24 protein-coding genes are annotated in these 23,372 nt (G+C 25.0%); all 24 read right to left on the bottom strand.

The window, feature by feature from the left end; genetic code table 11:
• Positions 1-100: 100 nt before the first annotated feature.
• A complete protein-coding gene (locus EV215_RS08205; protein ID WP_134113525.1) occupies positions 101-1,105 on the bottom strand; it encodes a BMP family lipoprotein in 1,005 nt (334 codons plus the stop codon).
• 123 nt (positions 1,106-1,228) lie between these two features.
• Positions 1,229-2,932: a hybrid sensor histidine kinase/response regulator gene (locus EV215_RS08200; RefSeq protein WP_134113524.1), complete on the bottom strand. Its 1,704-nt coding sequence runs from the start codon at positions 2,930-2,932 to the stop codon at positions 1,229-1,231.
• Between the two features lie 16 nt (positions 2,933-2,948).
• Entirely contained in the window at positions 2,949-4,436 is a 1,488-nt protein-coding gene (locus EV215_RS08195) for a GAF domain-containing SpoIIE family protein phosphatase (protein ID WP_134113523.1), read from the bottom strand.
• The gene (locus tag EV215_RS08190) at positions 4,436-5,377 is read right to left on the bottom strand and encodes a hypothetical protein (RefSeq protein ID WP_134113522.1); all 942 of its coding nucleotides are present in this window, start codon (positions 5,375-5,377) and stop codon (positions 4,436-4,438) included. The genes EV215_RS08195 and EV215_RS08190 overlap by 1 nt, the downstream gene beginning before the upstream one ends.
• On the bottom strand, positions 5,374-6,420 hold the full coding sequence (locus tag EV215_RS08185) for an HD-GYP domain-containing protein (RefSeq protein ID WP_134113521.1): 1,047 nt from the start codon (positions 6,418-6,420) through the stop codon (positions 5,374-5,376). The genes EV215_RS08190 and EV215_RS08185 overlap by 4 nt, the downstream gene beginning before the upstream one ends.
• Positions 6,417-6,800: a response regulator gene (locus tag EV215_RS08180; RefSeq protein ID WP_134113520.1), complete on the bottom strand. Its 384-nt coding sequence runs from the start codon at positions 6,798-6,800 to the stop codon at positions 6,417-6,419. Before EV215_RS08180 ends, EV215_RS08185 begins: the two co-directional genes overlap by 4 nt.
• Complete coding sequence (uvrC, locus tag EV215_RS08175; protein WP_134113519.1) at positions 6,784-8,583, bottom strand: excinuclease ABC subunit UvrC; 1,800 nt, start codon at positions 8,581-8,583, stop codon at positions 6,784-6,786. Before uvrC ends, EV215_RS08180 begins: the two co-directional genes overlap by 17 nt.
• 11 nt (positions 8,584-8,594) lie before the next feature.
• Positions 8,595-9,455, bottom strand: a complete 861-nt coding sequence (gene rapZ / locus EV215_RS08170; protein WP_134113518.1) for an RNase adapter RapZ — start codon at positions 9,453-9,455, stop codon at positions 8,595-8,597.
• A 43-nt stretch (positions 9,456-9,498) separates the two neighbouring features.
• Positions 9,499-9,981, bottom strand: coding sequence for a chemotaxis protein CheW (locus EV215_RS08165; RefSeq protein ID WP_134113517.1), 483 nt, complete (start codon positions 9,979-9,981; stop codon positions 9,499-9,501).
• A gap of 93 nt (positions 9,982-10,074) precedes the next feature.
• Positions 10,075-11,787, bottom strand: coding sequence for an arginine--tRNA ligase (argS, locus tag EV215_RS08160; RefSeq protein ID WP_134113516.1), 1,713 nt, complete (start codon positions 11,785-11,787; stop codon positions 10,075-10,077).
• Between the two features lie 288 nt (positions 11,788-12,075).
• On the bottom strand, positions 12,076-13,839 hold the full coding sequence (gene aspS, locus EV215_RS08155) for an aspartate--tRNA ligase (RefSeq protein WP_134113515.1): 1,764 nt from the start codon (positions 13,837-13,839) through the stop codon (positions 12,076-12,078).
• Positions 13,829-15,082: a histidine--tRNA ligase gene (hisS, locus tag EV215_RS08150; protein WP_134113514.1), complete on the bottom strand. Its 1,254-nt coding sequence runs from the start codon at positions 15,080-15,082 to the stop codon at positions 13,829-13,831. The genes aspS and hisS overlap by 11 nt, the downstream gene beginning before the upstream one ends.
• Positions 15,083-15,099: 17 nt before the next feature.
• Positions 15,100-15,891 (bottom strand): helix-turn-helix domain-containing protein, encoded by a 792-nt coding sequence (locus EV215_RS08145; protein ID WP_134113513.1) that lies wholly within the window; start codon positions 15,889-15,891, stop codon positions 15,100-15,102.
• A complete protein-coding gene (locus EV215_RS08140; RefSeq protein WP_243832408.1) occupies positions 15,881-17,122 on the bottom strand; it encodes a replication-associated recombination protein A in 1,242 nt (413 codons plus the stop codon). The genes EV215_RS08145 and EV215_RS08140 overlap by 11 nt, the downstream gene beginning before the upstream one ends.
• Before the next feature lie 78 nt (positions 17,123-17,200).
• Positions 17,201-17,428: a preprotein translocase subunit SecG gene (gene secG / locus EV215_RS08135; protein ID WP_134113511.1), complete on the bottom strand. Its 228-nt coding sequence runs from the start codon at positions 17,426-17,428 to the stop codon at positions 17,201-17,203.
• 13 nt (positions 17,429-17,441) lie between these two features.
• Entirely contained in the window at positions 17,442-18,980 is a 1,539-nt protein-coding gene (gene gpmI / locus EV215_RS08130; protein ID WP_134113510.1) for a 2,3-bisphosphoglycerate-independent phosphoglycerate mutase, read from the bottom strand.
• A gap of 54 nt (positions 18,981-19,034) precedes the next feature.
• Positions 19,035-19,790 (bottom strand): triose-phosphate isomerase, encoded by a 756-nt coding sequence (gene tpiA / locus EV215_RS08125; protein WP_134113509.1) that lies wholly within the window; start codon positions 19,788-19,790, stop codon positions 19,035-19,037.
• Between the two features lie 89 nt (positions 19,791-19,879).
• Positions 19,880-20,146, bottom strand: a complete 267-nt coding sequence (locus EV215_RS08120) for a hypothetical protein (RefSeq protein ID WP_134113508.1) — start codon at positions 20,144-20,146, stop codon at positions 19,880-19,882.
• Complete coding sequence (locus tag EV215_RS08115; RefSeq protein WP_166667384.1) at positions 20,131-20,646, bottom strand: hypothetical protein; 516 nt, start codon at positions 20,644-20,646, stop codon at positions 20,131-20,133. The genes EV215_RS08120 and EV215_RS08115 overlap by 16 nt, the downstream gene beginning before the upstream one ends.
• Positions 20,647-20,654: 8 nt before the next feature.
• A complete protein-coding gene (locus EV215_RS08110; protein WP_134113506.1) occupies positions 20,655-20,924 on the bottom strand; it encodes a hypothetical protein in 270 nt (89 codons plus the stop codon).
• A gap of 73 nt (positions 20,925-20,997) precedes the next feature.
• The gene (locus tag EV215_RS08105; RefSeq protein WP_134113505.1) at positions 20,998-21,771 is read right to left on the bottom strand and encodes a FliA/WhiG family RNA polymerase sigma factor; all 774 of its coding nucleotides are present in this window, start codon (positions 21,769-21,771) and stop codon (positions 20,998-21,000) included.
• A 23-nt stretch (positions 21,772-21,794) separates the two neighbouring features.
• Entirely contained in the window at positions 21,795-22,277 is a 483-nt protein-coding gene (locus EV215_RS08100; RefSeq protein ID WP_134113504.1) for a chemotaxis protein CheD, read from the bottom strand.
• Positions 22,267-22,890, bottom strand: a complete 624-nt coding sequence (locus EV215_RS08095; RefSeq protein WP_134113503.1) for a chemotaxis protein CheC — start codon at positions 22,888-22,890, stop codon at positions 22,267-22,269. Before EV215_RS08095 ends, EV215_RS08100 begins: the two co-directional genes overlap by 11 nt.
• A 17-nt stretch (positions 22,891-22,907) precedes the next feature.
• Positions 22,908-23,363 (bottom strand): chemotaxis protein CheW, encoded by a 456-nt coding sequence (locus EV215_RS08090; RefSeq protein WP_134113502.1) that lies wholly within the window; start codon positions 23,361-23,363, stop codon positions 22,908-22,910.
• Between the last annotated feature and the right edge of the window lie 9 nt (positions 23,364-23,372).

The following is a 23,372-nucleotide window of genomic DNA, read 5'->3' as shown; positions in this document are numbered from 1 at the left end:
TCTCGTAATTATCCACTTTAGAAATTTAAAGGTGACTTACGTCACCTTTTTTAATATTTATCTTTATAGGAAAGATAAAGCCGGAATAATCCGGCTTTAATTAAAATTTAATTTTCCCTGCTATTATATCTTGTTTTATTTCTTCTAATTTAGCTATTTTTTCAGCTCCAATTATATCTTTAGTAAATTCGAAATCAGTAGTTCCTACTCCATTTTCAGCAACTCCAAATCTCTTTATTCCACCTTTAAAAGTTCCTTCTTTAAGAGCTTTTACAGCTTCAAATACTGCTACATCAACTCTTTTTAACATTGATGTAAGAACAACTCCTGGTGCTTCTCCATCTTGATTAGAATCTACTCCTATTGCATATATTCCAGCATCTTTAGCTCCAGCTATAACCCCAGCTCCAGTTCCACCAGCTGCATGATATACAACATCTGCACCTTGTTTTACTAACGCTAAAGTATTTTCTTTTCCTCTAACTGGGTCATTAAATGGATTAGGCCCTGAAGTATATAAAACTCCAATTTTAATATCTGGATTTATATATTTAGCTCCCATTTCATATCCTCTTTGGAATTTTTTAATTAAAGGTACTTCCATTCCTCCAACAAATCCAATAGTTCCTGTTTTAGACATCATAGCAGCTAAAGCTCCTACTAAGAATGAACCTTCATCTTCTTTAAATAATAAAGATTGTGTGTTTGGTAAATCTACCACATCATCAATAATTGCAAATTTAGTTTCTGGGAAATCTTTTGCAACAGCTTCAGCTGCATCTCTCATTAAAAATCCTGTAGCAATTACTAAATCATATCCAGCTTCTGCATATTCTCTTAAATATCCTTCATCTTCTGCAGGAGATGCAGGTTCTACATATTTAAAATCTACTCCTAATTCTTCTTTTGCTCTTTGTAATCCTCTGTAAGCAGCATCATTAAAAGATTTGTCTCCCAATCCACCAATTGATAAAACAATTCCTACTTTTAACCCTTTATCCGCTTTTTCTTTTTTGTTTCCAAAAAAAAGCCCCGCATAAGTGTTAACGCTTACAAATGTTAAAATTAAACCTGTTAAAATTGTTAAAATTAGACCTTTCTTCATTACATCCTCCTTCTAAATTTTAATAGTCTGTTTTTCGAAGATATCGTATCATAATTATACCTCTATTTCGAAATTTTTTCAAGATATAATTTAAAAAAAATTTATTTTCTAAACATATGTTTACTAAGTTTGCTTTGTTAATGTAAATGTAACTACTGTCCCTGATTTTAAATTACTTTTACAGTAAATTTCTTCTTTCATTGAATCTATTACATTTTTTGCAATAGTTAATCCTAGTCCTAATCCTTTTGATTTGTATTCATATATTCCCGAATGATGTTTATTTTCCTCTCCACCTACAAATAAAGGTTTAAATATATTTTCTATATCTTCATTTGATATACCTATTCCCTTATCTTCTATTGAAATTAAAATCTTATTTTTCTCAATATCCTCTTTTACTCTAAATATAATAATTTCTCCATCTTCTGAAAATTTTATAGCGTTTACAACTAGATTATACAATACAAAATTTATTATCTTATGTTTGTCAATATGTATTTCTTCATACGAAGTTTCATTTATATATATAAATTTTTGATTTCGCTTTTCTAGAAAAATTTCTACTTTTGATTTTACCTCTTCATACATTTCTTTTAACTTTGTTTTTTCAATTTTTTGTGCTATTGATTCTTTCATATCTTCTGTTGTAAGTGCGTTAAACATTTTTTCTATTAATTCATTTATTCTAAGACTTACTTTAAATATTTTTTTTAAAATTTTTTCTTTATTTCTATAATTTTTATCAAATAAAATTTCTGAATACGCTAATAATAATGAAGTTGGCGTTCTTAATTCGTGCGAAGAAGTCACTAAAAATTTTCTTTTTAATTCATTTGCTAATTTCAATTTTATATTACTTTGCACAAGCTCTTTATTCTTTTTTTCTAATTCAATATAAAGATTTGAATTTATAAAAAAATTATTTACGTGCGTTATAAATATTTCAAAATATTTTCTTTCTTTTTCAGTAAATTTTTCTTTATTAAATTTAATTACTGCTATTATTGGATTATCTAATTTTACATCTTCAATATCCCCTAGTTTAGTAATCAAATAATCATTATAGACGATAAATTTAGAATTTGTGTCTATTATTTTAATTAAATTTTTATAATTAAAATCTACTTCTGTCTTTTCATCATATTTTATTATATTGTTTTCTAAAAAAATAAAAAGTTCTTCAAAATCAAAAAGTGCTTTTAATTCTGTAAGTACTACTTTACATATATCGCTAAAATTTGATATTACTTTTTCTTCTATATTACTTATACTTTCAATTATTTTTTCCAATTTATTATTTGAATCTTTTATTATATGAAATTGATTTTGTACTTTTTTTTCTAATGACCATTTTATTGTAAGCGACATTATTATTTGTAAAATTTCTTCTCTTTCAAAAGGTTTTTTTAAATATAATAACTTTTCAGGTTTTCCTATTTTCTTTACAAGTTCTTTTCTATTTCTATCAGTATATGCTGTAATTATTACTATTTCTATATTTTCATCAATTTTTCTTATCTCTTTTGCTGTCCGTAATCCATCCCAACCAGGCATCCTCATATCTATTGTTACTACTGAATACGGTTCATCTCTTTCTAATGCTTTTTTCACCATATTATATCCTGTTTGGCCATCTTCAGCTATATCAACTTGGTATTTTTCTTCCTCTTGTTCTTTTTTTTCTTCTTCAAAAAAATCACTAAGTAAATCATCTAGCTTATTATTTATTATTTTTAAATTATCTTGACCAGAAAGTAGATTTTTCATACTTTCTAATATTTCTTTTTGGTCATCTATTAATAATATTTTTTTATTTATTTCCACTTTTTTCACCTCAAAGCTATACTTTTAATACTAGCAATGTAATATCATCTGTTTGCAATTTATTACCTCTATATTTTCTTACACCATTTAGTATTTCATTTTTTATCTCTATACTTGATTTATAACTATTTTTCAATATTATCTCTTTTAATCTATCTATTCCAAATAATTCTCCATTTTCATTTTCTGCTTCAGTTATTCCATCAGTATAATATACTAATATGTCATTCTTAAAAAGTTTTAATTTTCCTTCTTTATAATTATAATTTTCTAAAAATCCAATGGCTATTCCTTTTACATTTTCTTCCATTATATTATTTTCTTTATTCCTATACACTAAAAGTGGATTATGCCCTGCATTAGAAAATTCAAGAATATTTGTTTTTTTATTATATTTACTATGAAAAATTGTTACAAACATATCACTACTCATATCTTTATACATAAGTTTATTAAGCATATCTAACATAATATTTGGTGCATTTATTGTAAATGAAAGTGTCTTTAATATTGCTCTAATTGTTGTCATTAACAATGCCGCAGGTACACCTTTTCCACTTACATCTCCTATTGTAATATAAATTTCGTCGTCTGAATAAATGTTATAATCATAATAATCTCCACCTATTTCTTTTGCTGGTTCAAAATATTCAGAAATATCAATATCAAATTTCACTCCTGATTTTTTAGGTAATAAATCTTTTTGTATTTTTGCAGCTATATTCAATTCTTTATTTAATCTTTCTTTTATTGCTAGTTCTGAGTAAACCTTAGAGTTATTTATTGCTATTGCTACATGCATTGCTAAAGCAGATATTGTTTCTCTATCATCAGATTTTCTTTTATTCTCGCTATCTTCTATAATATATATTACTCCCAATTCTTTCCCTTTTACATTTAGATTTGAGTAAATAATGTCTTCATTTATATCTACTATATCTTTTGATATATTTTCATAAATCAAATTAGGATCTAGTTCTTCTTTTATAAACTCATATTTTTTCTTAGCTTTTACATTTCCTTTAATTGCTTTATTTACTAATACTCCTTCTTCCCATAAATATAAAACTATCTTTTTAGCTCCTGTTAAAACAAAATATGCATCTAATATTATAGAAATAATTTTATCTAACTCTAATTCAGATAAAACAGATTTTCCTATTGCATTTAAATTTGATAAATTTGCTACTCTTTTTTCTAAAACTAAGTTACTATATTCTAATTCTGTTGATTTAGCTAACAAACTTTTATAAGTTATATTTAATTCTTTTTTATACGAGTTTATTTCGTCCAATGATATTTTTAAAGCTTTCTCTTGATTTTCAATATCATTTATAAGTTCTATGTATTCATCTTGAATTTCATCATCTGTTTTATAATCTTTGTTTCTTTGAATGATATTTTTAATTAATTCTTCATTAGATTTTATTTTTTCTTTTTGATATTTTTGTTTGAAAAACATTATTACTCCTATATTTAATAATAAATACATTAATAAAATCATTATTTTTCTCCTTTTAAAAATTCATTCAAAGTAATTAGATTTTTATATTTTAATAATTCTTTTAAGCTACTACTTTTTATTTCAATGAAAACATTATATTCGTTATACTCTTTTACAGTTTTTTCTCCATTTACAAAAAATACAAATTTATCATTATATATATATCCCTTATATTTGGCATTTGATATAATAATGTTTTTATCCAATTTTATTATTTTATTATAAATTTTTTCTATAATATCCTCTGTTAAATTTGTTATATATACGTATTCGTATTTTGAAATTTGATTTTTTAAAATACTTTCATATTCTATATTTACATTTTTATCATTAAAATATATTTTACTATCTACATTAATATTATCCAATTTAGCTATATAGTTATAATTAGCATTGATTATATATTTTAATTGTTCTTTTCTTTTTTCTATTACTTCTAAAATTAAATCGTTTTTAATTTTCTCATTGTATATTTTTTCTTCTTTAAATTCACCTATTTTATGTAATCTTGTTAACCAATATTTGATCTGTAACTTCAAATAATCATCAACAGTTTCTTTCTCGGATTCTTTAAAATATTTTACTAATTCTTTTTTCTCTTCTTCCGTTAAATCTGAAGCTATTTTAATAAATATTTTTTCTTCTTTAAATATTTTTTCTTGAGTTAAAATTTTTAAATCATCAAAAAATTCTTTTGTTAAAATAATGTTTCTTTTTTCTTGAGTAGCAATTAATTTTTTAGATATATTACTAAATTCTGTCCAAAACTTATTTTTTTCATTTATTGTTTTTGGGTATTCAATATAAAATATTTTAATTACATTTCCTGTATTTTTTAATTCACTTTTAAAAGGAACCTTTTCTAAAGGTTCCTTTCTTAAAATTATCTCTCGACTACATCCTACTATAATTAAAATTAAAAAAAATAAAGCTTTTTTCATTCTGCTAACCCCATTATATGCAATAAAAAGTTTTCTTTTTTTGATAAATCTATTCTTTCTATTTTCCCATTCTCCTCAATATCTATTACAGGTCTAAAAATATTTTCTGTAATTTGTTTTACTATAGCTATTTTCCCATTACTTAATCTAACTTTACTTCCTATTGGAAACATTGACATGATTTTTAAAAATTTCTTAAATAAAATTAAATCTATTTCTTTTCCAGAAGCATGAACCATCTCTTTTATTGCTTCATTTGCATTAAAAGCTTTTCTATAACTTCTATTTGATACAAGTGCCGCATATATATCTGCTATTTTTAATACTTTAGACATATCTGGTATATCCTCGCTTTTAAGTCCATTTGGATAACCTTTTCCATCTATTCTTTCGTGATGATATTTTATTATTTCTAATACTTCTTTTTCTTCATTTTTTAACAAATCCAAAGTAATATCTATATGTTTTTTTACTTCTTCCATCTCTTCTAAAGTTAATTTTGATTTTTTATCAATTATTTCTTTTTTTACTTTAAGCATTCCTACATCATGTAATATTGCAGCTTTTCCTAATATTTCCAATTCTTCATCAGTATAATTTAATTCTTTCCCTAACATAATAGCTAACATTGTAGTTTTTAAACTATGATCAAATAAATATTCTCCTTCAGATTTCATATCCATTAATGATAGTAATATATTTTTATCCTTTTCTATATTACCCATTGTTTTATCTACAATTAATTCTAATGTAGTATCATCAATTTTATTATTTAAAACATCTTCTAATACTTCTTTTGTGTCTTCTATACTTTCTAAATATTCTTTTTTAAACTCTTCTTTTATTTTTTCTTCTTCAAGTAAAATATCCTCTATGTTTTTTTCCTCATCTTTAATAGAGACTTCTTCTATATTAAATTTTTTTATTCTTTCAATAAGCTCTTTTGTTAATTTTGTCCCCTCTTCTATAAGTACAATATTATTTACAACTATTCCCTCTTTTAATTCCATATTTTCTTTTAAATCAATAGTTTTAACCATCATTTTTTTGCCTCCAATATTTTTGAAATTTTATCTTTTAATTCTAATATTTCAAAAGGTTTCGGTATAAAACCTTGAATCTCAACATCTAACATCTCTACCACATTTTTCATATTATGAAAAGCTGTTATCATAAATACTGGAACTTCCATATTTATTTTTCTTATTTGCTGTATAGCTTCTAATCCATTCATATTTGGAAGCTGAATATCTAATAATATCAAATCTATTTTTTCTTTTTTTATTAGCTGTAGTCCTTTTTCTGCTCTAGACGCTTCTAAAACTTTATACCCCATATCAGATATTATTTCTTTTAATAAAAATCTAATAGTAGGCTCATCATCAATAATTAATACTGTTTTTATATCATTCACTCCTTTCATTATTTAGTGAATTATACAGAGTTATTGCTATTTTTTCTGGTAAAATGGATTTTAATTCAGCTAAACTTTGTTTTTTTATATTCTCAATTGATTTATATTTTTTTAATAAAACTTCTTTTCTTTTAGGTCCAATTCCTTCTATCTTATCAAGTTCACTTATTATTATTCTTTTAGTTCTTAATTTTCTATGATAAGTAATCCCAAATCTATGCGCTTCATCTCTTAATCTTTGAAGTATTTTAAGTGTTTCATCTCTTTTAGATATAATATACGGAACAGATTCTCCATATTTAAATATCTCCTCTTCTCGTTTTGCTATACTTATTAAATCTATTTTATCAATTTTTCCTAATTTCTGCAATATTTCTGCAGCAGAATTTAATTGACCTTTTCCTCCATCAATTAATATAAGCTCTGGAAGCTCATTGTCATTTAATTTCGAATATCTTCTAAATAAAACCTCTCTCATCATATGAAAATCATCAGGAGTATCTTTTGTTTTTATCTTAAATTTTCTGTATTCTTTTTTAGATGGTTTTCCTTCTAATGCTACACTCATTGAAGCTACTGCATCTTTCCCTTGAATATTAGATATATCAAAACATTCTATTCTTCTAGGTATTTTTTTTAATTTTAATATCGTAAATAAATTTTTTATTCCTATTTCTAGTATTGTTTTTCGATTATAAAAATTTTTTATTTCTTTTTCTAAATTTAAATACCCCATTTCAATTAATTTTTTTCTTCTGCTTTTTATTTCAGGGTAATATAGATTTATTTTTATTTTTTTCTCAATAAAAATCCATTTTTTTATTAATTTATCTAGTTTTTTAAATTTTTTATCTAATATTAAATTTTTAGGTATTACATAATTATTATAATATTGAATAAAAATTTCTAAAAAAAATTCTTCTATTTTCCTCTCTTCTATATTATTCTCCAGGCTTATTATTTGTTCATTTTTCCCAATAATTATACCATTTCTTATATTAAGTACTTGTATAAAAATATTACCATACTCTTCTTTTATTAAAAAAACATCTTCATCAATATCTTTCCCATATTCAACAATTTGATTTTTCATTGCATTTTTTATATTTTTTATTTTTTCTCTATATATAATAGCTGTCTCAAAATCCATTTTTTCACTATAACTATTCATCAGTTGTTCTAATTTTTTTAGTATCTCTTTATAATTCCCTTTTAAAAAAAGTTTTAATTGCTCTTTATTTTCATTATATTTTGCTTCAATATTCTTATACACACATGGTCCTAAACACATTTTCATATAATATTTCAAACACGGTCTATCATACTTTTTATTCATATCTCTATTACAGTCTCTTATCATAAATATTTTTTTTATAATTTTTATTAGCTCAAATGCAGTTCCTGGATATGGACCAAAATAATCTCCATTTTTATTTAAATATTTTGTATTTCTAATAACTGAAATTTTTGAAAATTTTTCATTTGAAATAAAAAGATATGGATAAGTTTTAGAATCTTTTAAAGCAATATTATATTTTGGTTTATATTTTTTTATTAAATTATTTTCTAATATTAAAGCATCTAACTCTGTTTTACAGAGAATATAATCAATAGTAGAAATATTTTTAACTAATTCTTCTGTTTTTTTTCTATCATGTTTTTTTTGAAAATAAGAACTTACCCTTTTTTTTAAATTTTTAGCCTTTCCAATATATATTATTTTTTTATTAATATTTTTCATTAAATAAACTCCAGGCATATCTGGAAATTCATTTAAATCTATATTACTCATATAACTCCAATCTAATTTTTTCTTATATCTCTATGGGATTTTAATACTTCTATTGTATCATTTTCTTTAAGTTCATCATATAGTTTATTCACTATACTTACCGATCTATGTTTCCCACCGCTACATCCTATACCTATTGATAAATGTGATTTACCCTCATTTATATATTGTGGTATTAAAAATATTAACATCTCTTTAAGTTTTAAATAAAATTCATTTGTTAAATCAAAATTGAATACATAATCAAATACTTCTCTATTATTACCTGTTTTATTTTTTAAATCTTCTACATAATATGGGTTCGGTAAAAATCTCACATCAAACATAAGATCTAAATCAATTGGTATTCCATATTTAAATCCAAATGAAGAAATGCTTATTGTTATTTTTTTAGTTTCACTTGTTAATAATTTTTCCAACTCTTTATTTAATTCTTTTGGTGTTATATTTGACGTATTTATTATTTCATTTGCTAAATCTTTTATCTCTTCTAATTGTTTTCGTTCTTCTTTTATATTTTCTAAAAGTGTATTAAACTCTTTAATTGGATGTTTTCTTCTTGTTAAATTATATCTGTTCAAAATTACTTCATTAGCCGAATCTAAAAAAAGTATTTTAAAATTAATTTCTAATTTTTTTAATTTTTTACATTCATTTATAAACTCTTTTGCACTATTCCACGATCTGCTATCTATTACACAAGCTACTTTTCTTATTTTACTAGATTTAAAAAATAATTTATACATATTACTCAATAGTTTTACTGGCAAATTATCTATTGTCAAATATCCTCTATCTTCAAAAAATCTTATAGCACTAGATTTTCCTGCTCCGGACATACCAGTTATTATTAATATTTCAAAACTTTTCATATCTCCCCCATTTGTATATATTTAAAGGCGGATTCTATCCGCCTTAATTTGTTTCTTCTATTTCTTTTAATATTTCTTTTTCTTCTAATGTTAATATTTTTTCAATGTTTAATAAGATTAATAATCTATCATTAGTTTTAGCTATTCCATTTATAAACTCTCCTCTTACTCCAGAAACAATTTTAGGTGGAGCTTCTATAGACGAAACCGAAACTTTCTCAACTTCTGATATTTCATCAACAATTATACCAAATTGTAACTCTTCTAATTTTAAAATTAAAATTTTAGCATTCTCATTTTCTTTTTGTTCTGTTAGCCCAAATCTTTTTCTAAGATTCATAATCGGAACTATATTACCTCTTAAATTTACAATCCCTTTTATAAAATCTGGAGTATTTGGAAGCTGTGTTATTTCTGTCATTTTTATAATTTCTTGGACTTGCAAAATATGAACCCCATAATAATTCTTATCTAAAATAAATACTACAACCTGAAGTTCATCAGACATATTTTTTTCTTTTTCCATACTTAAGTCCCCCTTCTAATAATATACTTTTTATAAGTTCATCCTTTACTAAATTATACCTTGTAATTTTTCAAAAGTACAGAAAAATATTCCTTACATTCTATCTACTGTACTTATTCCCAATAAATTTAACCCTTCTTTTATTATAAACGATACTTTATCACATAATATAAGCCTTGAATTTATTATATCTTTGTTTTCACTTTTTAAAATAGGTGCCGCATTATAAAAAGTATTAAATTTTTTAGATAATTCAAATATATAATCTGCTAATAAATTCGGCTTAAAAGTTGTTGCCGCTAACATCACTATTCTAGGAAATTGATATACAAATTTAATTAAATTAATTTCACTATTTTCAGTAAATATCAATTTTTTATTATAATCTATTTTAATATTATTTTCATTTGCATTTCTCATTATTGACTTTATTCTAGCATAACTATATTGTAAATATGGAGAAGTGTTTCCTTCGAAACTTAATATTTTATCCCATTCAAAAATAATCGGACTTGTTCTATTTTGAGAAAGATCTGCATATTTTACAGCTCCTATCCCAACTACTTCAGCGATATTCCTTTTTTCATCTTCGTTAAGGCTAGGATTTTTTTCTGATACTATTTTATAGGCTCTTTCTACAGATTCATCTAATAAATCATTTAATTTGATTACATTACCTTTTCTTGTAGAAAAAATCCCATCAGCAAACCTCATTATTCCAAACCAAATGTGATGTTTTTCGTCTTTCCAATCTAGCATATTTGTAATTTCAAATATTTGTCTAAAATGATCTTGTTGTCTTTCATCTGTTACATATATTATTTTATTTAAATTATAATTTTCTCTTCTATATTTTATAGTGGCTAAATCAGAAGTTGAGTACAAATAAGCTCCATCTTTTTTTTGGACTATACACGGATGTAAATTCTTATTTTCATCAAAAAATACCACTAAGGCCCCTTCATCTTCTTTTGCAATATTTTTTTCTTTTAATTCTTCTATTATTAGTGGCATTATATCATGATAAAATGATTCACCATAATATGTATCAAACTCTATATTCATCCGTTTATATATTCTTTCATACTCTTCTAAAGAAACTTTTATAAATTCTTTCCATAAATTTCTTGCTTCTTTATCGCCTTGCTGCAATTTTTTTAGTTCTTCTCTAGCTAAATCTTCTAGTGATTCATTTTCTTCGCTTTTCTTAGAAAATTCAACATAAATCCTTTCTAATTCTTCTATAGGATTTTTTTTATAATTTTCTTTATTTAACCAATTTTTATAACCTACTATAAGTTTCCCAAATTGTGTTCCCCAATCTCCTATATGATTATCTGCTATAACATTATATCCTAAAAATTTATATATTCTTTTTATAGAATCTCCTATTACTGTACTTCTTAAATGTCCTATATGCATTCTTTTAGCAATATTAGGAGATGAATAATCTATAACTACATCTCCGGCTGTATCTAAAAATTGAAATTCTATTTTTTCTCCTATTTTTTTCAATTCTTCTGCTAAATAATCTATTCTTATAAAAATATTTATAAATCCAGGTCCTGCTATCTCTATTTTTTCAAAAATTTCATTTTTTTTAATATTATTAATTAATTTTTCTGCTATTTTTCTCGGATTATCTCCTATTTTTTTTGAATTTACCATCGCAAAATTTGTTTGATAATCCCCAAATTTTTCATTATTTGAAGGTTGAATATTCACTTCATCTATTTCAATATTTTTAAATGTTTCTTTTATTGCATCTAATAAATATGACTCAATCTTTTTTTCTAATAATGTCATCTTTATACTCCTTCTATAAGCAAATTTTAAAATTAAAAATTAAAGATTAAGACAATTTATATCTAAATCTTAAATTTTTAATTAAAAATCCCAGACTGCCGTAAATTATAAAAATTTTGGTCGCTAATACGACACAAAGTGGTAGTCAGATATAACTGGCATACAGAATCCGTAAAAACTAAGTTTTTCGTGATTTACCTGATTTACCAATTACAGAGCCAACCCCGGAAATAAATTGTTAGGCCAAAATATTTCCATAATCTCGAACAGTCTATGAAAATTATTATTTTATTTTTTCAAGTTGATTCCAACATCATTAAGTTGACTATCATCAATATAATTTGGTGCTTCCGTTAATAAGCATTGTCCTTTATTTGTTTTTGGAAATGGTATAACTTCTCTTATCGAATTTTCTTTTAACAGAACCATTAAAAATCTATCTACTCCAAAAGCAATCCCCCCATGAGGCGGTGCTCCATATTTAAATGCTTCTAAGAAAAATCCAAATTTTTCTTGAATTTCCTCTTCTGATAATTCTAAAAGTTTAAAAATCTTTTCTTGAATTTCTTCTTGATGTATTCTAACACTTCCACCACCTATTTCATATCCATTCAATACTAAATCATAACTTTTAGTTCTAACTTTTTCAGGTGAATTTTCTATTAATTCTATATCTTCATCCTTTATAGCAGTAAACGGATGATGTTGTGCTTTATATCTTTTTTCTTCTTCAGACCATTCTAATAAAGGAAAATCTACTACCCATAAGAAATTGTATTGATTTTCATCTATTAATTTTCTTTCTTTTCCTATTTTTAATCTTAAAGCCCCCAAACTATCATACACTATTTTTAGCTTATCAGCAACTAAAAATAATATATCGCCTTCTTTCGCATCCATTTTTTCTATAATTTCGTCCAATTCTTTTTTAGTAAAAAATTTTGCTATTGGAGATTTTATTTCATAATTTTCTTCTATTTTTATCCATGCTAACCCTTTAGCGCCATATATTTTGACAAATTCTGTTAATTCATCTATTAATTTTCTAGAATAATCTTTTGCAGCAGATTTTACATTTATCCCTTTTAAAACTCCTCCATTTTCTACTACATTTTTAAATGCTTTAAAATTACATTCTTTTGCTATATCTGATAAATCTTTTAATTCTAAATCAAATCTAGTATCTGGTTTATCACTCCCATATCTTTCCATAGCATCATAATAACTTAATCTATCAAATTTATATTCTATTTTTTTGCCTACAATATCTAAAAATACTTTTTTTGCAAGTTCTTCTATCATTTCCATTATATCATTTTCATCAACAAAAGACATCTCTATATCTAATTGAGTAAATTCTGGCTGTCTATCTGCTCTTAAATCTTCATCTCTAAAACATTTAGCTACTTGATAATATTTATCTACTCCAGCAATCATAAGTATTTGTTTAAATAATTGTGGCGATTGTGGAAGAGCATAAAATTTACCATTTTCAGTTCTAGTTGGTACTATAAAATCTCTTGCCCCTTCTGGTGTAGATCTAGTAAGAATAGGTGTCTCTATATCAATAAATCCTTTTTTTGTTAAAAATTCTCTCATTGAAAACATCATTTGATTTCTTTTTAATAAGTTATTTAATATTTTAGGTCTTCTTATATCTAAATATCTATATTTCAATCTAATTGCTTCATTTAATTTAATATCATCTTTTATTTCAAATGGTAAAACTTCAGATTTATTAATTATTTTAATATTATCTGCAATTACTTCTATATTTCCAGTAGGTATATTTGGATTTTTACTAAATCTTTCTTTTACCGTACCTTCTACTTTTACTATATATTCTGATTTTACTTTATGCGCTATATTTATTATATTTTCTGACAAATCTTCTGGATTAAATACAATTTGAGTAATACCAGTTCTATCTCTTAAATCAAGAAAAATTAATCCTCCCAAATCTCTTCTATTATCAACCCATCCAGTTAAGATTACTTTTTCTTCTATATTTTTTTCTCTAAGTTCGCCTAATAAGTGAGTTCTATATTTCATTAATTTCTCCTTTCATGTATTCACAAATTGTATCTCTTTTTATTTTTATTTGCTCTCCTGTTTTTAAATTTTTCACTACTAATTTATTTTCTTTTACTTCTTCTTCTCCTACTATTATAGCATATTTTGCGTTTATTTTATCTATTTTTTTCATTTGTGCTCTTAAAGATTTTTTTTCATATTCCATATATACATCAAAATTATTTACTCTTAATTCGTTAGCTAATAGTAAAGCATAATCACTACTTTCTTCTCCCAGCCACACAATTCCAATTCTATTTTTTTTTGTTTTTTTCTCATTCATCAAGAGCATTATTCTCTCTATTCCTGCTGCAAATCCTACAGCTGGAGTATCTTTTCCACCCATAGTAGATATAAGTCCATCGTATCTTCCGCCAGCAAGAACTGTTCCTTGTGCTCCCAATTTCTCTGTTATTACTTCAAAAACAATATTAGAATAATAATCTAACCCTCTTACTAATTTAGGATTTTCTGAAAAAGGTATATTATATATATTTAATAATCTTTTTACTTCTTCATAATGTTTTTTTTCTTTTTCTGATAAATATTCTGTTAAAATTGGTGCTTTTTTAACAATTTCTTTACATTTTTCTACTTTACAATCAAGTACTCTTAATGGATTTTTTTCATATCTTGTTTGACAATCATTACATAAATTTTCTTTTTTATCTTTTAGATATTTTAATAAATCTTTTCTATATTTTAATCTAGTTTCTTTTCCACCAACAGAATTTATTTCTACTCTTAAATCTGATATTCCTATTTTTTCAAGTAACTTATATCCCATATAAATTACTTCTGCATCAATTTTAGGATTTTTACTCCCCAATACTTCTACTCCTAATTGATTAAATTCCCTATATCTTCCTGCTTGTGGTCTTTCATATCTAAACATTGGTCCATAGTAATACCATTTTGTAATTTCTTCATTTCCATATATTTTATGTTCTAAATAAGCTCTTACTACAGAGGCTGTTCCTTCTGGTCTTAATGTTATACTTCTTTCTCCTTTATCTAAAAAAGTATACATTTCTTTTTCTACTATATCGGTTCCTTCACCAATTCCTCTTTTAAATAAAGCTGTTTCTTCAAATATTGGAGTAATTATTCTATTATAATTAAAATTTTCAAAAATTCTTTTAGCTATTTCTGTAATATAATTATATTTTATAGCATCGTCATTAAATATATCTTTTGTTCCTCTAACCGCTCTAATATTCATACTAGCTCCTATCTATATTAAAAATTAAATTTCTTAACTTCACCTTTATTTCCTATTTTTCCTAAATCTTTTCCATCATTTATTAATTTTACAACTCCTGCATCGCCAATTTTTATATATATTTTTTCTTCTTTTTTAACTTTTATTATTTTTTCTTCATTTTTTAAAAACCCTGTAAAATATTCTTTATTATTTTTCTTGATTTCTATCCATGATATTCCATTAGCAATTATTTTTATTTCTTTATAGATATCTATTTTATCATTTTTTTCTTCTTTTGCAACTTTTTTTTCTTCTATTATCTCAATTTTTTTTATTAATTTATTTTCGTTTTCTACATTTTTTTCTTCTTTATTATTTTCTTTATTTGTTTTTAATGCTTCTTTTTCTATTTTTTTTATATTTGAATTTTTATTATTACTAATATTTTGTTTTTCTTGTACTATATTTTCATCTTTTTTGTCAATAATATTTAATAAAATAATCCCTAAAAAAATAATAACGATCCCTGCAATAATTAGATTTAATATCCCATTTTTATCATCTACTTCATTTTCTTCTTCTTCAAAATTTTCATTTTTATATTGATTATACATTTCTATTATTTTATTACTATCTAATCCAACTTCACGACAATAATTCCTTAAAAATCCTTTTATATGAACTTCGCCCGGTAATTCATTGTAATTTCCTTCTTCTAACGCTATTAAATATCGTTTTTGTATTTTAGTTTGTTCTGCTATATAAGCTATATCAAAACCTTTTTCTTCTCTTGCTTTTTTTAGTATTTCACCTATCTTATTTTCCATACTTTTTCCCCCATAATTTTATTAATTTTTCTTTTATCTTATTTTCCATCCTATTGTTTCCAGGAATATAAAAACGTTTGTTTTTTTTCAAATAATCTTGTTTTACAAAGTTATTATCATAATTATGTGGATACTTATAATTCTTAGAATACTCTTTTGTTAAATATTTAGGCACTTCTAATGTTTCTTCTGATTCTAAATCTTGAAATACACTATTTATCGCATTATATACACTATTTGATTTACTTGAAATTGCTAAATATATCACTACTTCTGACAATATTATCCTTATTTCTGGCATTCCTATTTTTTCACTTGCTATATATGCACTCGTTGATAAATTAAGTGCTTCTGGATTTGCTAATCCTATATCTTCAGCTGCCAAAATAACAAGACGTCTTGCTATATATCTAGGATCTTCTCCTCCTTTTAATAGTCTTCCCAGCCAATATACACTAGCATCGGGGTCACTTCCTCTTATACTTTTTATCATAGCTGATATCAAATTATATTTATCTTCTTTTTTATGAAAAAATTCTTCTGTAATAATTATTTTTTTTAATTCATTTTTATCTATATTATCATAAACTTCTAGAATAAGCTCCAAATAATTTAATGCTATACGTGCATCCCCATTTGATGTTTCTACAATAAATTCTTTTATTTCATTTTCTATCTTAATCTGTTCTATTTCTTCGGCTCTATTAATAATACTAATAATATCATTTTTTTTTAATTTTTCAAATTTAAAACTCAAACATCTAGATAATAACGCATTATTCAAATTATAAAAAGGATTTTCTGTTGTTGCCGCAATAATTTTGAATATTCCTTCTTCGATAAAACTAAGCAAACTATCTTGTTGTAATTTATTAAATCTATGTATTTCGTCTAAAAACAAAAGTGTTTCCTTTCCTTCTATTTTCAATCTTTTTTCTGATTCTTCAGATATTTTTTTTATATCACTTATGCTGCAATTAGTTGCATTTAGTTTTACAAAATAAAACTTTAATTCTTTTGCAATAATTTCAGCTAAAGTTGTTTTTCCCGTCCCACTTTCACCATAAAAAATAGAATTTATAAATTTTTGTTTTTTTATAAGTTCTCTTAAAGGACTCCCTTCAGCAATAATATTTTTTTGCCCGAAAAATTCAGCTAAAGTTGTTGGCCTAATTCTATAAGCGAGTGGTTGTTTTCTCTTGTAATTAATTTCAAATAAATTATTCATCATATCACCAAATTATATCATAATTTTTATCTACTCTCAAGTACTGTACTACAAAAAAAGTATGCCAAAATGGCATACTTTTTATAAAGTTAATAAATAAACAATCAATCCATTTATTATGAACAATGCTGCAACTATTTGTGTTGCTTTAGCTAATGGACCACCATCTTCATTAACACCAAATACTGTATTAACTGCCCCTCCACCTATACTTCCAGACATTCCGTGGCTTTTATCGGGTTGAATTAATACAAGTCCAATTAAAAATATTGAAATTATAAAAAGTGTTATTTTAAAAAGTAATAGCATTTTTCCCTCCAATTTATTTTATTAGAGATTCACCTGTCATCTCTTTAGGTTTTTCTATTCCTAATAATTTTAACATAGTAGGTGCAACATCTGCTAATTTCCCACTATCTTTTAATTCAATTCCTTTATCATTTGTTACAACTATAAATGGAACCGGATTAGTAGTATGTGCTGTAAATGGTACATGTGTTTTCGGATCTTCCATCAAATCTACATTCCCATGGTCTGCAGTAATTAATAAAACTCCATCTTTTTCTAATACTTTTTCTTTTACTTTTCCTAAGCATTCATCAACTACGCTTACTGCTTTTTTTGCTGCCTCAAATATACCAGTATGTCCAACCATATCTGGATTTGCATAATTTACTATTATTACATCATATAATTCATTTTCTATTGATTCAACTAATTTATCAGTTACTTCATATGCGGACATTTCAGGCTGTAAATCATAAGTTGCTACTTTTGGTGAATCTACTAACACTCTTTCTTCACCTTCAAAACTTGTTTCTACTCCTCCATTGAAAAAGAAAGTTACATGTGCATATTTTTCAGTTTCAGCTGTTCTTAATTGTTTTAATCCTGCTTTTGAAATAACTTCTCCAAACGTATTATTAATATCATCATCTTCATATGCTATTTTAGCGTCAATCGTCGAATCATATTGTCTCATACATATAAATTCAACTTCCGAATTATTACCTCTTACAAAATGTTTAAATTCTTTATCATTTATTGCTCTAGTAATTTGTCTTGCTCTATCCGGTCTAAAGTTGAAAAATACAAATAAATCTCCATTTTCAGCTTTTGAATGTGCATTTCCCGCCATATCTGTGATTACTGTTGGTTTTACGAATTCATCTGTTAACTCTTCCATATAAGATGTTTCTACAGCTTTTTTAGCTGAAAGGTGTTTTTCACCATCTCCAAATATAATAGCTCTATATGCTTTTTCTGTTCTTTCCCAATTAGTATCTCTATCCATAGCATAGTATCTTCCTGATACAGTAGCTATTTTCCCTACTCCTAATTCTTTTATTTTATTTTCTAATTGTTCGATATATATAAGAGAAGATTTAGGTGGAGTATCTCTTCCATCTGTTATTACATGAATATATACTTTTTCTAAATTTTCTCTTTTTGCCATTTCTAGTAATCCAAATAAGTGTTCGATATGAGAATGTACTCCTCCGTCAGATAATAAACCCATTAAATGTAATGCTTTATTTTCTTTTTTTATTCTTTCAAATGCTGGTTTTAATACTTTATTTTCAAATAATACACCATCTTTTATATCTTTACTAATTTTTACCAATGGTTGGTATATTACTCTACCTGCTCCAAGATTTAAATGTCCTACTTCAGAATTCCCCATTTGACCATCAGGAAGTCCTACTGCTTCTCCTGCTGCTAATATTTGAGTATTTGGATATTTCTCTAAAATATCATAATAATTTTTTGGATGTACTTCTTCTATTGCATTTTTTTCATTTTTATGAGGATTTATCCCCCAACCATCTAATATCATTAATACTAAAGGTTTCTTAGCCATTTTTTCACCCTTTCTTTAAACATATAATATGCCATAAGTTTGTTGTAGTAATAATTAAAGTCCTGCTTTTACAACTTTTGCAAAACTATCTGCTTCTAATGAAGCTCCCCCTACTAATCCACCATCTATATCTTTTTGGCTCATTAATTCTTTTGCATTTTCAGGTTTCATTGACCCCCCATATTGAATAGTTATTTCATTTGCTATTTCTTCTCCATACATATCAGTTAATAAATTTCTTATAAATTTATGTACTTCTTGTGCTTGCTCAGGAGAAGCTGTTTTCCCTGTTCCAATTGCCCATACTGGTTCGTATGCAATAACTACTTTTTTAGCTTCTTCTTTAGTAAGGTCTTTTAACCCTCCTTTTACATGGTCTTCTACTACTGCTTCTGTTTTATTAGCTTCTCTATCCTCTAATTTTTCACCTACACATAAAATAGGAGTTAAATCATGCGCTAAAGCTGTCTTAACTTTAGAATTTATAAATTCATTTGTTTCCCCATAATATTCTCTTCTTTCAGAATGTCCTAATATTACATATTTTACTCCAATAGCATTTAACATTAATGGAGATATTTCTCCAGTAAAAGCTCCTTTTTCATTTGGGTTCATATTTTGTGCTGCTATTTTAATTTTACTTCCTTCTACTGCTTTTACAGCATCAGAAAGTGCTGTAAAAGGTGCTCCTATTACTATTTCTACTCCATCTATATCTTTAGTTAATTCTGCTAATTTCTTTAAAGTCTCTACAGCTTCTGCATTCGTTTTATTCATTTTCCAATTTCCTGCTACTATTGTTTTTCTCATTTATTCATTCCTCCTAATGTTTTAATCACCTTTTAAATTTTATCATAAATACAAGCATTTTTCAAACAAATATTTCACAATAGTTAAATTTAAATTTTTTTCTTATTTATTATTAAATTAGTTATTTTTATATCCTCTTCTTTGTTAATTTTTGTATTTTTTTTAAATTTATATCCTCTTATTCTTATAGTTTTTATCTTATTAAATCCATCTTTTATTTCTATCTCTTTGTTATTAAATTTCACATTATTTATATTTAAAATATTTTTTTTGATTTCTTTGTTTTTAATTTCTATTTTTATTTTTTCATCTTTTTTATTTTTTTTATTAAAAATTTTTTCTAATTTCCATTGCATATTTCATTTAAAACCTCCTCTATTCTATTTATCGGTTCTAATATGTCTTCTATTTTTATTTCATTTAAGATATCTATTATTTCTTCTGAAAATTCTTCTTTAAATATTACTCTTATTGGATTTTCTTTTTCTTCATATTGATATAACAGCTCATCTTTTGCCACAAATTGAAACTCTTTTAAATCTTTAAGTTGCCTTTCTTGTGTTTTTCTTATTACAACAACTTTATTATCTATATATTTATTTAATGAAATATCTTCTATACTATCTACTATAACTATATCTACTATATTTTCTAATGAAGTAACAAGGTTTTTAAACATCAACTCTTCTTTTAAATAACTTTTTAATGTAGTTCCATATAACAATTTTTGTTTCTTACTTGGAATTATTTCATTTGTATATTTAAACTCTATCGGTATACCTCTATTATCCACTATAAGCAACCCCGATATATAGCTATCTCTATTATTAATAAATTTAAAATAACCTATATTCATCCATATCACTACCCTTCAAAATCTATCCATCTTCCATTATTATTATCTCTATATCTATTTTTATTTTTTTGTTTTTTATTTTTCCTTATATTAGTATTTATTTTACTCAATTCTATTTTTTCTATTCTATTTATTTCTTCTTTTTTTAAATTCTTTGATTTTTCTATATTAAGTTTTATATTTTTTTGTTGATTAAATAATATTTTTTCTTGACTAGTAAATAATTTAGATATTATTTCTGAATTTTTAAAAATTAAACCAAAATCTATTTTTTTCATAATTATTCTCCTTAAATATATAAATAACCTAAAACATTCAACTAAAGATTAGTAGAATGTTTTAGGTTAATCATTAAAAAAATTCTGCATAATTTCCAAACTTAGTAGCTATTTTAGATCGCAATTTTAATATTGCCTTTGAATGTATTTGAGATACTCTTGATTCAGAAATTGATAATATTTCCCCTATTTCTTTTAAAGTTAATTTTTCATAATAATATAATGTTAATACCAGTCTTTCTTTTTCTTTTAATTCTTTTAATTTTTCTATCAATAATTGCTTCACTTCTTCTTTTTGTAATTTTTCTTCTGGACTTTCTACATTTTTATCTTCTATTAAATTAACCAACGTTGTTTTTGATTCTCCATTATCATAAACTATATCGTCCAAAGAAGAAATGTTTCCTAAATCAACTTTTGAATATAACTCTTCTATTTTTTTTTGTGGTATCCCTAAAAAAACTGCTATTTCTTCTTCTGTTGGTTCTTTTCCAGTTTCTTTTTCTAATTGAATATAAGCTTTTTCAATATCTTTTGCTAATTTTCTTACAGAACGTGGAACCCAATCTTGAGATCTTAATTCATCATAAATAGAACCCCGTACTCTTGTTACGGCATAGGTTTTGAAATTAATATTTTTAGATAAATCATATTTTTCTACAGCATCTAACAATCCAATGATTCCGTACTCAACTAAATCATCATATTCAACAGTTCTAGGGAGATTCGTTATCATTTTCCCAACTACATATTTCACTAATGGAATATATTTTATAATAAGTTGCTCACGAACTTCTAAGTTTCCTGTTTTTTTGTATTCTATCCATAGCTCTTTATCGTCTATCATGTCAACCTCCAAATAAGTAGCCCTTAAATATACGTTTCTCCCTGACCAATTGTTTTAATTCTTAACTTCCCTGTATCTAAATCTAATTCTATTGTTCTTCCTTTGTTTCCACCTGTATCCTCTGCTACTATTCGTATATTATTTTCTTTTAAAATTTCTTTTACAGCTATTGCATTTCTTGATCCTATACTATTTAATTGATCGGATTTCCCAAAAGAAAACATTTGTGCTCCACCAGCTATTTTAGCTTCCATATTTCTTTTATTTAATCCCATTTTTTCAAGGTCTTTTATCATAAGAGTTATTGCTGTATCTGCAAATTTAAGCGAATTTTGATCTTTAGTATTATTTTTAGGAAGCATTATATGAGCCATTCCTCCTGCTTTTTTTCTTTTATCATATAAAGTAATTCCGATACATGATCCTAGTCCTAATGTAATAAGTTTTGCAGGTGCGCTTCCCACTTTATAATCAGCCATTCCTACTTTTATTACATTATTTTCCATCTACTTTTGCCACCACCAATTTTAGTAAAGCATTCAATGATTCTAAATTAGGTAGTACAAAGAAGTGTCCTTTTATTGCTTCACCATTTCCAGAAAAATCTGTTTCTATTAATACTACTTGATCGCTTAATTCACTGACTTCAAATAATACAGCACTCAATAATGCTCCTGCCATATCATACGCAAAAGCTGGTGTTGATGGTATCAAAGTTAATTCTGAAAAAAAACTTAAAGAATTTAAATAAGAACTCGCAATAATATTACCTACTTCCATAATAGCAGATCTTGACATATCATCGGTAACATCTTCAACTTCTTGTCCCACCATCATCCCTAAAAGTTTTCTTGCAGAATCCTCAGGAAGTAAAAACATAATATTCCCTTGTAAATCTCCAAACATCTTTAATAATACTCCAACTACAATGTTTTCAGCTCCGCCTAAAAGTTCTGGAACATCTGTAACATTATAAACTTTTACCTGTGGTACATTCATATCTACTTTTCTAGCAAGAATTTGAGAAAGAGCTGTTGCAGCATTTCCAGCTCCTATATTTCCCAATTCTTTTAGTATATCTAATTCTCTTTCTCCTAATTTATCAATTGTTATTGACATCTTATCTCTCCTAAAAATTAATTATTCTTTATTTCTAAAACTTTTTCAATGTTTAATAATGTCATAAGTCTATCTTCATTAACTTTACATACACCTTTTAAGTAATCAGTATTAATTTCAGAATTAGATTGCTGTGGATTTGCTAGTATTTTACTTTTATCTACCTCTATTACTTCTGAAACTGAATCTACCATAATTCCTGCTGATACACCATTGACTTCTAATATAATTATTCTCATATTATCATCATAAGTTTGACTAGACATATTAAACCTATATTTTAAATCTATAATAGGAAATACTATTCCTCTTAAATTAATAACTCCTTTAATATAATCTTTTGATCTTGCTACTCTTGTCATTTTAGTTTTTTTAATTATCTCTTGGACATTTTCAATTTCAAGTGCATATTCCTCATCATTTAATTTAAAACCTATTATTTGTAATGTCTCATTTTTACTATTTTCTGACATAATATTCCT

The sequence above is a fragment of the Hypnocyclicus thermotrophus genome (genome assembly GCF_004365575.1).
Lineage (GTDB): Bacteria > Fusobacteriota > Fusobacteriia > Fusobacteriales > Fusobacteriaceae > Hypnocyclicus > Hypnocyclicus thermotrophus.
The sequence above is the reverse complement of the archived record's forward strand: the minus strand, read 5'-3'. Positions and strand labels throughout refer to the sequence as shown.

What these genes read in the sequence shown, in the direction of transcription:
- EV215_RS08110 (WP_134113506.1), bottom strand. Translation starts at nt 20,924, where the DNA reads ATGAAAAAAATAGATTTTGGTTTAATTTTTAAAAATTCAGAAATAATA.
- EV215_RS08165 (WP_134113517.1), bottom strand. Translation starts at nt 9,981, where the DNA reads ATGGAAAAAGAAAAAAATATGTCTGATGAACTTCAGGTTGTAGTATTT.
- EV215_RS08105 (WP_134113505.1), bottom strand. Translation starts at nt 21,771, where the DNA reads ATGATAGACGATAAAGAGCTATGGATAGAATACAAAAAAACAGGAAAC.
- aspS (WP_134113515.1), bottom strand. Translation starts at nt 13,839, where the DNA reads ATGAAATATAGAACTCACTTATTAGGCGAACTTAGAGAAAAAAATATA.
- argS (WP_134113516.1), bottom strand. Translation starts at nt 11,787, where the DNA reads ATGACATTATTAGAAAAAAAGATTGAGTCATATTTATTAGATGCAATA.
- EV215_RS08185 (WP_134113521.1), bottom strand. Translation starts at nt 6,420, where the DNA reads ATGATGGTTAAAACTATTGATTTAAAAGAAAATATGGAATTAAAAGAG.
- rapZ (WP_134113518.1), bottom strand. Translation starts at nt 9,455, where the DNA reads ATGAAAAGTTTTGAAATATTAATAATAACTGGTATGTCCGGAGCAGGA.
- EV215_RS08145 (WP_134113513.1), bottom strand. Translation starts at nt 15,891, where the DNA reads ATGGAAAATAAGATAGGTGAAATACTAAAAAAAGCAAGAGAAGAAAAA.
- EV215_RS08095 (WP_134113503.1), bottom strand. Translation starts at nt 22,890, where the DNA reads ATGTCAATAACAATTGATAAATTAGGAGAAAGAGAATTAGATATACTA.
- EV215_RS08195 (WP_134113523.1), bottom strand. Translation starts at nt 4,436, where the DNA reads ATGATTTTATTAATGTATTTATTATTAAATATAGGAGTAATAATGTTT.
- tpiA (WP_134113509.1), bottom strand. Translation starts at nt 19,790, where the DNA reads ATGAGAAAAACAATAGTAGCAGGAAATTGGAAAATGAATAAAACGAAT.
- uvrC (WP_134113519.1), bottom strand. Translation starts at nt 8,583, where the DNA reads ATGAGTAATATAGATTTAAATGAATTTCCAGATATGCCTGGAGTTTAT.
- gpmI (WP_134113510.1), bottom strand. Translation starts at nt 18,980, where the DNA reads ATGGCTAAGAAACCTTTAGTATTAATGATATTAGATGGTTGGGGGATA.
- EV215_RS08180 (WP_134113520.1), bottom strand. Translation starts at nt 6,800, where the DNA reads ATGAAAGGAGTGAATGATATAAAAACAGTATTAATTATTGATGATGAG.
- EV215_RS08115 (WP_166667384.1), bottom strand. Translation starts at nt 20,646, where the DNA reads ATGAATATAGGTTATTTTAAATTTATTAATAATAGAGATAGCTATATA.
- EV215_RS08090 (WP_134113502.1), bottom strand. Translation starts at nt 23,363, where the DNA reads ATGTCAGAAAATAGTAAAAATGAGACATTACAAATAATAGGTTTTAAA.
- EV215_RS08140 (WP_243832408.1), bottom strand. Translation starts at nt 17,122, where the DNA reads ATGATGAATAATTTATTTGAAATTAATTACAAGAGAAAACAACCACTC.
- EV215_RS08100 (WP_134113504.1), bottom strand. Translation starts at nt 22,277, where the DNA reads ATGGAAAATAATGTAATAAAAGTAGGAATGGCTGATTATAAAGTGGGA.
- secG (WP_134113511.1), bottom strand. Translation starts at nt 17,428, where the DNA reads ATGCTATTACTTTTTAAAATAACACTTTTTATAATTTCAATATTTTTA.
- EV215_RS08120 (WP_134113508.1), bottom strand. Translation starts at nt 20,146, where the DNA reads ATGCAATGGAAATTAGAAAAAATTTTTAATAAAAAAAATAAAAAAGAT.
- EV215_RS08205 (WP_134113525.1), bottom strand. Translation starts at nt 1,105, where the DNA reads ATGAAGAAAGGTCTAATTTTAACAATTTTAACAGGTTTAATTTTAACA.
- hisS (WP_134113514.1), bottom strand. Translation starts at nt 15,082, where the DNA reads ATGAATATTAGAGCGGTTAGAGGAACAAAAGATATATTTAATGACGAT.
- EV215_RS08190 (WP_134113522.1), bottom strand. Translation starts at nt 5,377, where the DNA reads ATGAAAAAAGCTTTATTTTTTTTAATTTTAATTATAGTAGGATGTAGT.